At 39.3% G+C, this 15,741-nt stretch carries 17 protein-coding genes and 1 other annotated feature; all 17 genes read right to left on the bottom strand.

Translation table 11 applies throughout. The annotated features are described in order from the left end of the window. Positions 1 to 18: 18 nt before the first annotated feature. On the bottom strand, positions 19 to 489 hold the full coding sequence (gene rpsG / locus ACODS7_RS12990; RefSeq protein WP_001137492.1) for a 30S ribosomal protein S7: 471 nt from the start codon (positions 487 to 489) through the stop codon (positions 19 to 21). 29 nt (positions 490 to 518) lie between these two features. Beyond that, on the bottom strand, positions 519 to 941 hold the full coding sequence (gene rpsL / locus ACODS7_RS12985) for a 30S ribosomal protein S12 (RefSeq protein ID WP_001142341.1): 423 nt from the start codon (positions 939 to 941) through the stop codon (positions 519 to 521). A 114-nt stretch (positions 942 to 1,055) separates the two neighbouring features. After that, positions 1,056 to 1,304 carry a 50S ribosomal protein L7ae-like protein gene (locus ACODS7_RS12980; protein WP_000121833.1) on the bottom strand — a complete coding sequence of 83 codons (249 nt, stop codon included), beginning with the start codon at positions 1,302 to 1,304 and terminating at the stop codon, positions 1,056 to 1,058. Between the two features lie 113 nt (positions 1,305 to 1,417). Continuing rightward, complete coding sequence (rpoC, locus tag ACODS7_RS12975; protein WP_016084024.1) at positions 1,418 to 5,029, bottom strand: DNA-directed RNA polymerase subunit beta'; 3,612 nt, start codon at positions 5,027 to 5,029, stop codon at positions 1,418 to 1,420. Between the two features lie 37 nt (positions 5,030 to 5,066). Beyond that, on the bottom strand, positions 5,067 to 8,600 hold the full coding sequence (gene rpoB / locus ACODS7_RS12970; RefSeq protein WP_016084025.1) for a DNA-directed RNA polymerase subunit beta: 3,534 nt from the start codon (positions 8,598 to 8,600) through the stop codon (positions 5,067 to 5,069). 291 nt (positions 8,601 to 8,891) lie between these two features. Continuing rightward, entirely contained in the window at positions 8,892 to 9,491 is a 600-nt protein-coding gene (locus tag ACODS7_RS12965; protein WP_016084026.1) for a class I SAM-dependent methyltransferase, read from the bottom strand. Positions 9,492 to 9,566: 75 nt separating this feature from the next. Continuing rightward, on the bottom strand, positions 9,567 to 9,926 hold the full coding sequence (gene rplL / locus ACODS7_RS12960; protein WP_243168402.1) for a 50S ribosomal protein L7/L12: 360 nt from the start codon (positions 9,924 to 9,926) through the stop codon (positions 9,567 to 9,569). Between the two features lie 67 nt (positions 9,927 to 9,993). Next, entirely contained in the window at positions 9,994 to 10,494 is a 501-nt protein-coding gene (gene rplJ / locus ACODS7_RS12955) for a 50S ribosomal protein L10 (protein WP_000048718.1), read from the bottom strand. Between the two features lie 39 nt (positions 10,495 to 10,533). After that, positions 10,534 to 10,677: a sequence feature (ribosomal protein L10 leader region), on the bottom strand. 49 nt (positions 10,678 to 10,726) lie between these two features. Further along, positions 10,727 to 11,419 carry a 50S ribosomal protein L1 gene (rplA, locus tag ACODS7_RS12950; protein WP_002094239.1) on the bottom strand — a complete coding sequence of 231 codons (693 nt, stop codon included), beginning with the start codon at positions 11,417 to 11,419 and terminating at the stop codon, positions 10,727 to 10,729. Positions 11,420 to 11,595: 176 nt separating this feature from the next. Then, a complete protein-coding gene (rplK, locus tag ACODS7_RS12945) occupies positions 11,596 to 12,021 on the bottom strand; it encodes a 50S ribosomal protein L11 (protein ID WP_001085872.1) in 426 nt (141 codons plus the stop codon). A gap of 167 nt (positions 12,022 to 12,188) precedes the next feature. Further along, positions 12,189 to 12,722, bottom strand: a complete 534-nt coding sequence (gene nusG, locus ACODS7_RS12940) for a transcription termination/antitermination protein NusG (RefSeq protein ID WP_000415794.1) — start codon at positions 12,720 to 12,722, stop codon at positions 12,189 to 12,191. Positions 12,723 to 12,853: 131 nt separating this feature from the next. Continuing rightward, positions 12,854 to 13,033, bottom strand: coding sequence for a preprotein translocase subunit SecE (secE, locus tag ACODS7_RS12935; RefSeq protein WP_001241323.1), 180 nt, complete (start codon positions 13,031 to 13,033; stop codon positions 12,854 to 12,856). A gap of 32 nt (positions 13,034 to 13,065) precedes the next feature. Beyond that, positions 13,066 to 13,212 carry a 50S ribosomal protein L33 gene (gene rpmG, locus ACODS7_RS12930; protein WP_014481927.1) on the bottom strand — a complete coding sequence of 49 codons (147 nt, stop codon included), beginning with the start codon at positions 13,210 to 13,212 and terminating at the stop codon, positions 13,066 to 13,068. Between the two features lie 136 nt (positions 13,213 to 13,348). Beyond that, positions 13,349 to 14,008, bottom strand: a complete 660-nt coding sequence (locus ACODS7_RS12925) for an RNA polymerase factor sigma-70 (RefSeq protein WP_016084027.1) — start codon at positions 14,006 to 14,008, stop codon at positions 13,349 to 13,351. Positions 14,009 to 14,075: 67 nt separating this feature from the next. After that, positions 14,076 to 14,588, bottom strand: coding sequence for an NYN domain-containing protein (locus tag ACODS7_RS12920; RefSeq protein ID WP_000997887.1), 513 nt, complete (start codon positions 14,586 to 14,588; stop codon positions 14,076 to 14,078). Between the two features lie 3 nt (positions 14,589 to 14,591). Then, the gene (gene rlmB / locus ACODS7_RS12915) at positions 14,592 to 15,335 is read right to left on the bottom strand and encodes a 23S rRNA (guanosine(2251)-2'-O)-methyltransferase RlmB (RefSeq protein ID WP_000093762.1); all 744 of its coding nucleotides are present in this window, start codon (positions 15,333 to 15,335) and stop codon (positions 14,592 to 14,594) included. Continuing rightward, on the bottom strand, positions 15,332 to 15,739 hold the full coding sequence (locus ACODS7_RS12910) for a Mini-ribonuclease 3 (protein ID WP_000564261.1): 408 nt from the start codon (positions 15,737 to 15,739) through the stop codon (positions 15,332 to 15,334). Before ACODS7_RS12910 ends, rlmB begins: the two co-directional genes overlap by 4 nt. Positions 15,740 to 15,741 lie beyond the last annotated feature (2 nt).

The raw sequence follows: 15,741 nt of genomic DNA, 5'->3' as shown, positions 1-15,741 counted from the left end.
TTTATTTTGCGTTGAATCCTACCAACGGTAATGAGCAAATGCTTTGTTAGCTTCTGCCATTTTATGAGTGTCTTCACGTTTCTTAACAGATGCACCAGCGTTGTTAGCTGCATCTAAGATTTCGTAAGCTAGACGCTCTTCCATAGTTTTTTCACCACGAAGACGAGCATAGTTTACTAACCAGCGAAGACCTAAAGTTGTACGGCGTTCTGGACGAACCTCAACTGGAACTTGGTAGTTAGCACCACCAACACGACGAGCGCGTACTTCAAGAACAGGCATGATGTTCTTAAGAGCTTGCTCGAATACTTCCATTGGTTCTTTATCTGAACGTTCACGAACGATATCGAAAGCGTTATAAAGAATTGTTTGAGATTTACCTTTTTTACCGTCAACCATCATTTTGTTGATAAGGCGTGTTACTAGCTTAGAATTGTACATTGGATCTGGTAACACGTCACGTTTCGCAACAGGTCCTTTACGAGGCATATTGAGTTCCTCCTTTCATTATAAGTTTATTATTTTTTAGCAGGTTTTGGTCGCTTAGTACCATATTTAGAACGTCCTTGCATACGTTTGTCAACACCAGCTGTATCAAGCGCTCCACGAACGATGTGGTAACGTACCCCTGGTAAATCCTTTACTCGACCACCGCGAATTAATACTACGCTATGCTCTTGTAGGTTATGACCGATACCTGGGATGTAAGCTGTAACTTCAATACCGTTTGTTAAACGTACACGAGCGTATTTACGTAACGCTGAGTTAGGTTTCTTTGGAGTCATTGTACCAACACGAGTACATACACCACGTTTTTGAGGTGCAGAGATATCAGTTGATTTTTTCTTTAAAGAGTTAAAACCTTTGTTTAACGCAGGTGATTTAGATTTCCATACTTTATCAGTACGACCATTTCTCACTAATTGGTTAATAGTAGGCATTTGATTATCCTCCCTTCGCATGTTTGTATGACCACATATCCAGGTGGTTCATTATTAGTTGAAAACAAAGTTTTTGCAAGGAAGAGCAAATGCTCTCTCCTCACAAAAACAGTTTTAACTTATTATTCCTATTGCTGAAGCTCCCACTTGAATCCCCGAAACTTTTCCAAGCTTACGAACTGATTCAACTTTTGTTATGGGTATGTTATGTTGCAAAGCAGTGCGAATGATAACATGGGTTAACCGCACATCAGCATCTTCTGCAATAACAACTTCTTTAACTATACCATTTTTGATTGCTTCCAATGTGCGTTTATGACCAACGACTACATTTTCAGCATTTGACACTTTTTGATAAGACATATAAATATCCTCCAAAGCATCGTTCAGGAGCAACCTTGATTATAGTAACATTTTGACTCATACAATGTCAACTAGGATTAGCTGTTTTTATACAAAATTTACGACGGAAAATTTTACTGTTCCACATAAACTTCATCGTTTTCTACATTCATGTTATCTTGTGTTGTTTTTACAAGATCCACTTTGCGATAACGATTCATACCTGTTCCAGCAGGAACAAGTTTACCGATAATAACGTTCTCTTTCAATCCTAGAAGCTCATCACGTTTACCTTTAATTGCTGCATCAGTTAAGACACGAGTTGTTTCTTGGAATGATGCTGCAGATAAGAATGAATCAGTTTCAAGTGAAGCTTTTGTAATACCAAGTAGAACAGGTCTAGCTGTCGCTGGTTGTTTACCTTTCAGTAACACCTTCGCATTCGCATCAGTAAACTGATGGATATCTAGTAATGTTCCTGGTAATACGTCTGTTTCACCTGCATCACTTACACGAACTTTACGTAGCATTTGACGTACCATTACCTCTACGTGTTTGTCACCAATTTCTACCCCTTGCATACGGTATACTTTTTGAACTTCACGTAATAAGTATTCTTGCACTGCTGTAATGTCCGTTACTTTTAGTAATTCTTTCGGATCAATAGAACCTTCTGTTAACTCTTTACCGTGGCTAATTGGCTGTCCTAACGTTACTTTCAGACGAGCACCGTAAGGAATAGCATACGTACGAGCTTCAACTTCACCCTGTACAACTACTTCTTGGCGATCTTTAACATCGTTGATCGCTGCGATAACACCGTCGATTTCACTGATAACTGCCTGACCTTTCGGATTACGAGCTTCGAAGATCTCTTGGATACGAGGTAAACCTTGAGTAATATCATCTCCGGCAACCCCACCTGTATGGAACGTACGCATCGTTAACTGTGTACCTGGCTCACCGATAGACTGAGCTGCGATAATACCTACCGCTTCTCCTACTTCTACGTCTGTACCAGTTGCTAAGTTACGGCCGTAACACTTCTTACATACACCATGGCGAGTGTTACACGTGAACGCTGAACGAATGTTTACAGTTTCAACACCCGAATTCTCAACGATATGAGCGATATCTTCAGTAATTAATTGGTTTTCACTAACTAATACTTCACCTGTTTCAGGATGTTTTACAGTTTTTCTTGCAAAACGTCCAACAAGACGATCATATAATGACTCAATTACTTCATTACCCTCTTTAATCGCACCAATTAATAGACCACGATCTGTTCCACAATCATCTTCACGGACAATTACATCTTGTGCAACGTCTACAAGACGACGTGTTAAGTAACCAGAATCGGCAGTTTTAAGTGCTGTATCAGCAAGACCTTTACGCGCACCATGCGTAGAGATGAAGTACTCAAGTACTGTTAAACCTTCACGGAAACTTGATTTAATTGGAAGTTCGATAATACGACCAGATGGATTGGCCATCAGACCACGCATACCAGCAAGCTGAGTAAAGTTCGATGCGTTACCACGGGCACCGGAATCACTCATCATGAAGATTGGGTTGCGTTTATTCAAGGATTTCATCAGTTTTCCTTGGATAACATCTTTTGCATTACTCCAAATAGAGATAACACGATCGTAACGTTCTTCTTCCGTGATTAAACCACGACGGAATTGTTTAATTACATTATCTACTTTTGCTTGTGCTTCATGGAGAATTTCATCTTTTTCACCTAATACAAGAATGTCAGATACCCCAACTGTAATACCAGCTTTTGTAGAGTACTTAAATCCTAAGTTTTTCATACGGTCAAGCATGCGAGATGTTTCCGTAATTTGGAAACGCTTGAATACTTCCGCAATGATGTTACCAAGGATCTTCTTGCTAAATGGCGCCACTTCTTCGCGACTAGCAATAATTTCTTTAATGTTCGCACCTTTTTCAACGAAATATTCCGCTGGTGTTTCTTTTTCAAGGTTTGAGTTTGTCGGTTCATTAATATAAGGGAACGACTCTGGTAAGATTTCGTTAAATATTAATTTACCAACTGTTGTTAATAGAAGCTTACCTTTTTGCTCTTCAGTAAATGTTACGTTATTTACTGAACTTGCAGCAACTGCAACACGTGTGTGCAGATGTACATATCCATTTTGGTATGCAAGTATTGCTTCGTTTGCATCTTTGAAGACCATACCTTCACCGATTGCGCCTTCACGCTCAAGTGTTAAGTAGTAGTTACCTAATACCATATCCTGAGATGGAGTAACAACTGGTTTTCCGTCTTTTGGATTCAAGATGTTTTGTGCCGCTAACATAAGAATACGAGCTTCTGCTTGTGCCTCTGATGATAACGGAACGTGAACCGCCATTTGGTCACCGTCAAAGTCCGCATTGTATGCAGTACATACAAGTGGGTGAAGACGAATTGCGCGACCTTCTACTAATGTAGGTTCAAACGCCTGGATACCAAGACGGTGAAGTGTTGGTGCGCGGTTTAGAAGTACTGGATGCTCTTTAATCACAGATTCTAAAACGTCCCAAACTTCAGGGTGTACACGCTCAATTTTACGTTTAGCACTCTTAATGTTGTGTGCTAAACCTTTTCCAACTAACTCTTTCATAACGAAAGGTTTGAACAGTTCAAGCGCCATTTCTTTCGGTAATCCACATTGGTACATCTTTAAGTTCGGTCCTACAACGATTACAGAACGGCCAGAGTAGTCAACACGTTTACCTAATAAGTTTTGACGGAAACGTCCTTGTTTACCTTTAAGCATGTGAGATAGTGATTTTAATGGACGGTTACCTGGTCCAGTAACCGGACGGCCACGACGACCATTATCAATTAATGCGTCTACAGCTTCTTGTAACATACGTTTTTCGTTTTGAACGATGATGCTTGGAGCACCTAGGTCCAATAGACGTTTTAAACGGTTGTTACGGTTAATTACACGACGATATAAGTCGTTTAAGTCAGAAGTAGCAAAACGTCCACCATCTAACTGTACCATTGGGCGTAGTTCTGGTGGGATAACTGGTAGAACATCTAAGATCATCCAAGATGGTTCATTTCCAGAGTTACGGAATGCTTCTAATACTTCTAGACGTTTAATAGCACGAGTACGGCGTTGTCCTTGTGCTGTTTTTAATTCTTCTTTTAAGAAGTCTACTTCTTTATCTAAATCAATGTCTTGTAGTAGCTTTTTAATCGCTTCTGCACCCATAGCAGCTTGGAATGTGCTACCATATCGATCACGATATGCACGGTATTCTTTTTCAGAAAGTAATTGCTTCTTATCAAGTGGTGTATCTCCACTTTCTGTTACAACATAAGAAGCGAAATAAATTACTTCTTCAAGCGCGCGAGGGGACATGTCTAAGACAAGTCCCATGCGGCTCGGGATACCTTTGAAATACCAAATATGAGATACAGGAGCAGCTAATTCGATATGACCCATACGTTCACGACGTACTTTTGCACGCGTTACTTCAACGCCACATCGATCACAAACTACACCTTTATAACGTACACGTTTGTATTTTCCGCAATGACATTCCCAGTCCTTTTGTGGTCCGAAAATACGCTCACAGAACAAGCCATCTTTTTCAGGCTTTAACGTACGATAGTTAATTGTTTCTGGTTTCTTAACTTCACCGTATGACCAAGAACGAATCTTGTCAGGTGAAGCAAGTCCAATCTTCATATATTCAAAGTTATTTACATCTATCAAGGGGCCTACCTCCCTTTTAGTCTACAGGTTATCCCAATTATTCCTTAGTTGTCTCAACTTCAACATTCAATTTATCTGCTGATTGATGATCATCGTCATCTTCTGTATCACGCATTTCAATTTCTGTGTCGTTGATTGACATCATTTTAACGTCCATACCTAAACTTTGCAGTTCTTTAATCAATACTTTGAATGATTCAGGAACGCCTGGTTCTGGAACATTTTCACCTTTAACAATTGCTTCATACGTCTTAACACGTCCAACAACATCATCAGACTTCACTGTTAAGATTTCTTGAAGAGTATAAGCAGCACCGTAAGCTTCAAGTGCCCAAACCTCCATCTCACCGAAACGCTGTCCACCGAACTGAGCTTTACCTCCCAGAGGTTGCTGCGTTACAAGTGAGTATGGTCCAGTAGAACGAGCATGAAGTTTATCGTCAACCATGTGCGCAAGTTTAATCATATACATGACACCAACAGATACGCGGTTATCGAATGGTTCACCAGTACGTCCGTCATACAGGATTGTTTTCGCATCATTTGCCATACCAGCTTCTTCAATTGTGCCCCAAACATCTTCCTCACGAGCACCATCGAATACTGGTGTTGCAATGTGAATGCCAAGGTATCTTGCTGCCATACCAAGATGAAGCTCTAATACCTGACCGATATTCATACGAGATGGTACCCCTAATGGGTTTAACATGATATCGATTGGCGTACCGTCTGGTAAGTAAGGCATATCTTCTTCTGGTAAAATACGAGAGATAACACCTTTGTTACCGTGACGTCCGGCCATCTTGTCACCTTCAGAAATTTTACGTTTTTGAACGATATATGCACGTACAAGTTGATTCACGCCTGGTGGCAATTCATCGCCATCTTCACGATTGAATACTTTTACGTCCAAGATAATACCGCCACCACCGTGTGGTACACGTAGTGATGTATCACGTACTTCACGCGCTTTTTCTCCAAAGATAGCATGTAATAGACGTTCTTCAGCTGTTAATTCTGTTACACCTTTAGGTGTTACTTTACCAACAAGTAAATCTCCATCTTTTACTTCAGCACCAACGCGAATGATACCGCGCTCGTCAAGGTTACGTAATGCGTCTTCCCCAACGTTTGGAATGTCACGTGTAATTTCTTCTGGTCCAAGCTTCGTATCACGAGCTTCTGATTCATATTCTTCAATATGAATAGAAGTGTACACATCATCTTTTACAAGGCGCTCACTCATGATGATCGCATCCTCGTAGTTATAACCGTCCCAAGTCATGAAGCCAACAAGCACGTTACGTCCAAGTGCTAGTTCACCTAATTCCATAGAAGGACCATCCGCAAGGATTTCACCTTTTACAACTTCATTTCCAACACTTACGATTGGACGTTGGTTGTAACAAGTTCCTTGGTTAGAACGAATGAATTTTTGCATTTTGTAGCGATCTAAGTCGCCCTTTACTGTTTGACCGTCAACCTCTACATAGCGGCGTACCCAAACTTCACGTGCTTCTACGCGCTCAACAACACCAGGATGTTTACAGATTACTGCAGCACCTGAGTCTTTTGCTGATACGTACTCCATACCTGTACCTACAATCGGAGATTCCGGATTCATTAACGGAACCGCCTGACGTTGCATGTTCGCTCCCATAAGTGCGCGGTTAGAGTCATCGTTTTCTAAGAACGGAATACAAGCTGTCGCTGCCGACACTACTTGTTTTGGAGATACATCCATGTAGTCGATGCGTTCTCTATTTGTTACAATATTTTCACCACGGAAACGAGCTACGATATCTTCACTTAGGAATTCACCTTCATCAGATAATTTCATATTCGCTTGGGCTACAACATAGTTATCTTCTTCATCTGCTGTTAAATAATCAACATGCCCTGTTACAAGACCAGTTTCTGGGTCAACACGACGGTATGGTGTTTCAATGAAACCAAACTCATTTACTTTCGCGAACGAAGATAATGAGTTAATTAAACCGATGTTTGGTCCCTCTGGTGTTTCAATCGGACACATACGACCGTAGTGGGAGTAATGAACGTCACGTACTTCAAAGCCTGCGCGCTCACGCGTTAAACCACCAGGTCCTAATGCAGATAGTCTTCGTTTGTGAGTTAACTCTGCTAATGGATTTGTTTGGTCCATGAACTGAGATAACTGAGAACTTCCGAAGAACTCTTTAATAGATGCAATAACAGGACGAATATTAATTAGTGCCTGTGGTGTAATTGCATTCGTATCTTGGATCGACATTCTCTCACGAACAACACGTTCCATACGAGAAAGACCGATACGGAATTGATTTTGTAATAGTTCTCCAACAGAACGCAGACGACGGTTTCCTAAATGGTCAATATCATCTGTATCCCCTACTTTGTATAGTAGGTTGAAGAAGTAACTGATAGAAGCAAGGATATCACCTGGTGTGATGTGTTTCACATCACGAGTAATATTTGCATTACCAATTACATTAATTACGCGTTCGCCTTCCGACTCAGGAGCATAAATCTTAATAGATTGCAGCTCAACATCGCCTTCTACCACTCCACCCATTGGTTTCGCTGTTTTGAATCCAATGTTTTTCTCTAAGTAAGGTAAAATGCGATCAAGTGTACGACGATCTAAGATTGTTCCTTCTGTCGCTAAAATTTCACCAGTTTCTGGATCCACTAACGTTTCAGCTAAACGTTGATTAAACAATCTGTTTTTAATGTGTAACTTCTTGTTGATCTTATAGCGACCTACATTTGCTAAATCGTAGCGCTTTGGATCGAAGAAACGAGACACAAGTAAGCTCTTAGCATTTTCTACTGTTGGTGGTTCACCAGGACGTAGACGCTCATAAATTTCAAGCAATGCTTTTTCTGTGCTATCTGTGTTGTCTTTTTCTAATGTGTTGCTTAAGTATTCGTTATCACCTAAAAGCTCGGTGATTTCTTGATCAGAGCCAAACCCTAATGCGCGTAACAAAACAGTTACAGGAAGTTTACGCGTACGGTCAATACGCACATATACAACATCCTTAGCATCTGTCTCATACTCTAACCAAGCTCCGCGGTTTGGAATTACAGTAGCAGTAAAACCACGTTTTCCGTTTTTATCCACTTTGCCACTATAGTATACGCTTGGAGAGCGAACTAACTGGGAAACGATAACACGTTCTGCACCGTTAATTACGAATGTTCCAGTCTCTGTCATGAGTGGGAAATCTCCCATGAACACATCTTGTTCTTTTACTTCACCAGTTTCCTTGTTGATTAGACGCACTTTTACACGAAGTGGTGCTGCATACGTCACATCACGCTCTTTGCATTCGTCTACAGAGTATTTAGGTTCACCTAAGCTGTAGTCGATAAATTCAAGCGATAGATTTCCCGTAAAGTCTTCAATCGGAGAAATGTCTTGGAACATTTCTCGCAAACCCTCATCAAGAAACCACTGATAAGAAGAGGTTTGAATTTCGATAAGATTTGGTAACTCTAATACTTCACTAATACGGGCATAACTTCTTCGTTGGCGGTGGCGTCCGTATTGAACTAGTTGACCTGTCAACTGCTTCACCCCTCAAATCATGAGTATTATAAATGCACAAAAAAATTTGTGCAAAATCACAAATAAATACAACTACTGCTATTAGCGTAGTCTTTTTCTCTTAAAGATAAATACGTTGAGTCTTTCTACCTGCTCAAAAAAGAAAAATGGCTTCTATAAGAAAACCATCATTCTGTTTCATAATCTGCTGATTTTACTATCTTTTCCAAGAGAAACAAAAATATACATCTTTCTCAACGCAGAAAATCATATATTGGCATTGTATAATGTTAACATAGCCAAAAATAACCGTCAACGTTTTTTTGATTTTATGATATAATATCCTTTTTTCTTTTCTACAACCTCAACTTCAGAAAATACTTCTTCTAGTTTTTTCAGCGCAGATGGTGCACCTTGCTTCTTTTGAATAACAATCCAAAGTTCTCCACCTGGAACTAAATACTCCACAGCTTTTTCTAAAATCTCATGTACGATATCTTTACCCGCACGAATTGGAGGGTTAGATAGAATAGCAGCATACTTGCCATCTACATTTTCATAGACGCTACTTTGAAAAATACGTATATTCTCGATTCTGTTATTAGCGGCATTTTCTTTCGCAAGCCCAAGCGCCCTTTCATTCACATCCACCATGTGAACTTCACAACCTTGAAACTCTTTCGCTAACGACAAACCAATAGGACCGTATCCACAACCTACGTCTAATATATCACCTTTAATATCCGGCATTTGAAACGCTTCAATTAAAAGACGGGAACCAAAGTCCACCTCGTTTTTCGAAAACACCCCATGGTCAGATAAAAAAGTAAATTGAGATCCACGAAGTGGAAATTCCCATCGTTTACGATCACTTTTACTAGAAGGGTCGTTAGAAAAATAATGGTCTGCCATATGGCCACCTCTTTTCTTTACAGTTAAAAAAAAGCTCGCATGAGAGCGAGCTTTTTTTAAAGCATCAAAAGTTAATTACTTAACTTCTACAGCAGCGCCAACTTCTTCAAGTTTAGCTTTCATTTCTTCAGCTTCCTCTTTAGAAACGCCTTCTTTGATTGCTTTTGGAGTGTTGTCAACTAATTCTTTAGCTTCTTTTAAGCCAAGACCAGTGATTTCACGTACAGCTTTGATAACTTTGATTTTTTGAGCGCCAGCACTTGCAAGTACTACGTCAAACTCAGTTTTTTCAGCAGCAGCTTCACCAGCGCCACCAGCTACAGCTACAGGAGCAGCAGCAGTTACGCCGAATTCTTCCTCGATAGCTTTTACTAAGCCGTTAAGTTCTAATACAGTCATAGATTTAACTGCTTCAATGATTTGTTCTTTAGTCATTGTAAATATCCTCCCTTAAATAGGTTTGTATTGTTTTATAGATAACAAGTAATTATCTTTTAAAAAATTAAGCGCCTTGCTCTTCCTTTTGTTCTGCAACTGCTTTAGTAGCAAGTGCAAGGTTACGGATTGGAGCTTGAAGAACGCTAAGAAGCATAGAAAGTAAGCCTTCACGTGATGGAAGAGTAGCGATTGCTTTAACCTCATCAAGTGTTACAAGTTTACCTTCGATTACGCCCGCTTTAATTTCTAAAGCTTCATGTTTTGTAGCGAAGTCGTTTAATACTTTCGCAGGAGCAACTACATCCTCGTTACTGAACGCGATTGCGTTTGGTCCTGTTAAGAATTCGTTTAACTCAGCCATTTCAGCAGATTCTGCAGCACGACGAGTTAGAGAGTTTTTGTAAACTTTGAACTCAACGCCAGCTTCACGTAATTGCTTACGTAATTCTGTTGCTTCAGAAACTGTTAAACCACGGTAGTCAACAACGATTGTAGATTTACTAGCACGAAGTTTGTCCGCGATTTCAGTTACAACTTGTTGTTTAGTTTCGATTACTTTGCTCATGTTATTACACCTCCTGTAGATTATATAGAAGATGTACCGAAAGTGCACTAAAAACCTCCATGCCCAACTTGTAGACATGGAGGCATATAGTCACAGAAAAAAATTCCGTTTCGTATATTAACACCTAGGTAGGAAATTAAGTCTATTGACACCTACTGTCTACGGTACACTATTTAAATTCACAACATAAATGATTATATTAAATCTTCTTTATGAAGTCAACTTCCAATTTTTACGCTAATGTAGAAACGTCTACACGTACGCCAGGTCCCATTGTAGAAGCAACTGTTACGTTCTTCATGTAAGTACCTTTTGCAGCAGATGGCTTAACTTTTAATAAAGTGTCAGCGATTGTTTTGAAGTTTTCTACTAATTTAGCATCTTCGAAAGATACTTTACCGATTGGAACGTGGATGTTACCAGCTTTATCAACGCGGTATTCAACTTTACCAGCTTTGATTTCGTTAACAGCTTTAGTTACATCGAAAGTAACTGTTCCAGTTTTAGGGTTTGGCATTAAACCTTTAGGTCCTAATACGCGACCAAGTTTACCAACTTCACCCATCATGTCAGGAGTTGCTACCACTACATCGAAATCGAACCAACCTTGTTGGATTTTACCGATGTAATCAGTATCGCCTACGAAGTCAGCTCCAGCAGCTTCAGCTTCTTTAGCTTTTTCACCTTTAGCGAACACTAATACACGTTGTACTTTACCAGTACCGTGTGGAAGAACAACTGCACCACGGATTTGTTGGTCAGCTTTCTTAGGGTCAACACCTAAACGGAATGCAGCTTCTACAGTTGCATCAAATTTAGCTGTGTTTGTTTTCTTTACTAATTCTACTGCTTCTGTTGCAGAGTAAGCAGATGCACGATCAACAAGCTTTGCAGCTTCTACGTACTTTTTACCTCTTTTAGCCATTTTTATTTCCTCCTCGAATGTGGTTTTAGCGGAATAACCTCCCACGTTTACGCCTGTTTTCAGGTATAACCTGAGGATGAGCGCCATCCATTTATTTAAAAACAATAATCATTTACGATAATAAAGGTTGCGAATTGGAATTCCAGACCCGCAACCTTTTTTAAAAACAAATCGAATTAGTCTTCGATAACGATGCCCATACTGCGTGCAGTACCTTCAACCATACGCATTGCAGCTTCTACGCTAGCAGCGTTTAGGTCAGGCATTTTAGTTTCAGCGATTTCGCGTACTTTATCACGCTTAACAGTTGCCACTTTATTACGGTTTGGTTCACCAGAACCAGACTCAATACCAGCTACTTTCTTAAGAAGAACAGCAGCAGGAGGAGTTTTAGTAATGAAAGTGAATGAACGGTCCTCAAATACCGTAATTTCAACAGGGATGATAAGACCAGCTTGATCTGCTGTACGAGCGTTAAACTCTTTACAGAAGCCCATGATGTTAACACCTGCTTGTCCTAATGCTGGACCAACTGGTGGAGCTGGGTTAGCTTTACCTGCAGGAATTTGAAGCTTTACCATTTTAATTACCTTTTTAGCCACGAGACACACCTCCTTAAGTCCGTGATGTGGTCAATTGGACAGTGATTTGCCCTCCCACGTCATATTTTATCTGTAAGGATAAAATCTTTCAAAAAACGTCTCCGATAACGAAGACGTACTGACTTAAAAGATATTATCACTTTTTACAATTCATTTCAAGTTTCATTTTATAATTTTTCAATTTGATGGAAGTCAAGTTCAACTGGAGTCTCGCGACCAAACATGTCCACAAGTACGCTAACCTTTTTCTTCTCCACATCAATTTCTTCAATAGCACCTGTATAATCTGCGAATGGCCCCTCATTTACACGTACTGTCTCATGAAGTTCAAAGTCGAAATCAACCACTTCGTTGTCCATTCCCATATGTTTCATAATGGTAACAACTTCCTCTTCTAATAGAGGTGATGGTTTAGATCCAGAACCAGAAGAACCAACGAACCCAGTTACACCCGGCGTGTTACGTACAACATACCAAGAATCATCAGTCATGATTAATTCTACTAATACATAACCTGGGAACACTTTTCTTTTCATTAATTTTTCTTTTCCGTTTTTCATTTCTACTTCTACTTCTTCCGGGACAACAACACGGAAAATTTTATCTTGCATACCCATTGATTCTACACGCTTCTCTAGGTTTGCTTTTACTTTATTTTCATATCCAGAATAAGTATGGACAACATACCAACTTTTTTCCATTCATTTAGGACGAGCGTCCTTCCCTCCCTGACGTACATTTTTTTGCGCAAATGAAAAAACCCGTTCACCGGGCTTTTACACAGTTCTTATAAATAACATTATATCATGGATAAGTGCTTCTTATTCAAGAATTAACCAAGAATTAACCGAATTAAAGAAGAAATGCCCATATCAACTACTGCGAAGAAAATCGCAAAGAACACAACTGTAGCAACAACAGTCGCTGTTGAGCGGAGTAATTCATCTTTTTTAGGCCAACTTACTTTTTTCATTTCGCGACCTACATCGCCGAAAAAGTTCGTTAAACGCATCTGCGGGACCTCCAGTGTATTATTTCAATTATTTATTTTGTTTCCTTGTGAACTGTATGCTGATTGCATGTTTTACAAAACTTTTTTATTTCAAGTCGCTCTATTGAGCTCGTATCTTTCATAGTAGAGTAGTTTCGATTTTTACACTCTTCACATGAGAGTACAACTTTTTTCCTCATTAGTTACACCAACCTTGTAACATTATGTCCCTAAAAATGTATCATACAATAAAAGACAATGTCAATGACATGCATTTTGTACTCTCTACAAAAGAAAACAGGTGATTTATTTTACACCTGTTGCACTTGTTATTTGTTATGAATTTAAACTTGTACTTTCTCGCATTTCCATATATCGCTCCAATTTCCTCTTCACCCGCTGTAAAGCGTTATCAATAGATTTCACATGTCTGTTTAACTGTTCTGAAATCTCTTGATAAGAACGCCCATCTAGATATAAAGAAAGTACTTTTCTTTCTAAATCGCTTAATAATTCAGATATTTTTGATTCTATGTCTGTATATTCTTCTTGGCTAATAATCATTTCTTCAGGATCAGTTACCTTCGCTTCAGAAATAACATCCAATAATGTTCGATCAGATTCCTCATCGTAAATCGGCTTATCTAAAGACACATACGAATTTAAGGGAATATGTTTTTGTCTTGTCGCCGTTTTAATAGCGGTAATAATTTGTCGAGTGATACACAGTTCAGCAAATGCTTTGAATGAAGACAGCTTGTCCTCTTTATAATCACGAATTGCTTTAAACAACCCTATCATACCTTCTTGAACAATGTCTTCTCGATCGGCACCCACTAAAAAGTAAGATCTTGATTTCGCGCGAACAAAGTTCTTATATTTGTGAATTAAATATTCTAGAGCGTCAGTATTACCTTTTCGAACTAACTCAACGATTGCCTCATCTTCTAAATCACGAAATGTAACGTCGCCTACACTTACGAAGCCTGCTTCCACCTTGATCCCTCCGACCGCTATTTATTTAGCAATATTATACAGTAAAAAGACAAAGAGCGTCAATGCTTCAACGCTCTCCTCTTCTTAATTTTTCTAATTTTTCTGTAATATCTTTACTAAATATCTTTCGCATGGCGGGTTGCTGTTCTTTCGTGTCTTTTGTACGCCTTCTTACTTGTTGCTCCATTGCCTGTACTTCCAACTCTAATTCACGCGCAGATTTCCGAAGGGCACCTTGCGCAAATATAACCCATTGTTCCGTGTAATCAGAAGTCGCAACATATATTCGTGTATTTATATTTCTAAGCTCTATCGCAAGTTGCTCTATCTTTTCGTCTGCAGTTTGATTCTTTCGTGTGAATATTACTTCCACACGAGATTGTTTCATCTTTTTTTCAATACCATGTACTGTATAGGCATCAAAGACTATCATCACTTTTGTGCCTGTATAACCTTGATAATCCGCCATCTTATCAATAAGCGCATCTCTTGATGATTGTAAATCTACATCCCGCAGTTTCTTCAAATCTCCCCAAGCTCCGATAATGTTGTAACCGTCAACGATTAAAATATCGTTCATCTTTTATTTACCAATTTCGTGACGTTTACGATATACCTCATACATTAACAAACTTGCGGCTACGGAAGCATTTAAGGATGTAACTTTACCAACCATCGGTAGAGTGATTAGGAAATCACACTTTTCACCAATAATACGACTCATACCTTTTCCTTCACTACCAATTACTAACCCAATTGGCATTTTACCATCTAAATTACGGTAATCCGTTTTCCCTTTGGCATCTGTACCAGCAATCCAAAGTCCACGTTCTTTTAATTCATCAATTGTACGGGATAAATTCGTTACGCGCGCAACAGGAATGTATTCAATTGCTCCTGTTGATGCTTTCGCAACTGACGCTGTAAGCCCCACAGCCCTTCTCTTTGGAATAATAATTCCATGAGCTCCTGTCGCATCAGCGGTACGCATAATAGAACCTAGGTTATGCGGATCTTCAATCTCATCTAAAATTAAGAAGAATGGATCTTCATTACGTTTTTCTGCCACTTTGAATAAATCTTCTAACTCCGCATACTGATATGCAGCTACTTGAGCAATTACACCTTGATGATTCCCCTCAACTAATTGATCTAACTTTTTCTTTGGTGCGTGTTGTAAAATAACCTTATTTTCTTTCGCTAACGCTAGTACAATCTGTACCTGTCCTTTGGCAGCACCTTCTGCGATCCAAATTTTATTAATATCTCTCCCTGATCGTAACGCTTCAATTACAGGGTTACGTCCGATAATATATTCACTGCTCATGATGATGTGCCCCCTTCCTTTTCTTCTAAAACTGCAATTGCCTTATATACAATTTCGTCTAATCTTTCACGGTTATTTAATAAATGATGATAACCAATTAGCGCTTCAAAGGCTGTACTATGTCGATATGTTTGTACATCCGTATTTTTCGGCACTGTACCCGAATTTGCATTACGCCCTCTTCTTAATACCGCCTCTTCTTCCTCTGTCAAAAATGCCGTCTCTAATAAATGATAAACAACTTTTGCCTGTGCTTTTGCTGAAACAAAGCTCGTCCCTAAGCGATGTAATTGATTAGGGCGAACCTTTCCTTTTTGAAGGAGGTGATAGCGGATATATTGTTCATATACCGCATCACCCATATACGCTAACGCCAAGCTGTTTAATTGCTTTGCATCAATCATTC

This window comes from Bacillus sp. FG16 (assembly GCF_057809515.1).
This window is presented reverse-complemented; position numbering and strand designations above follow the sequence as displayed.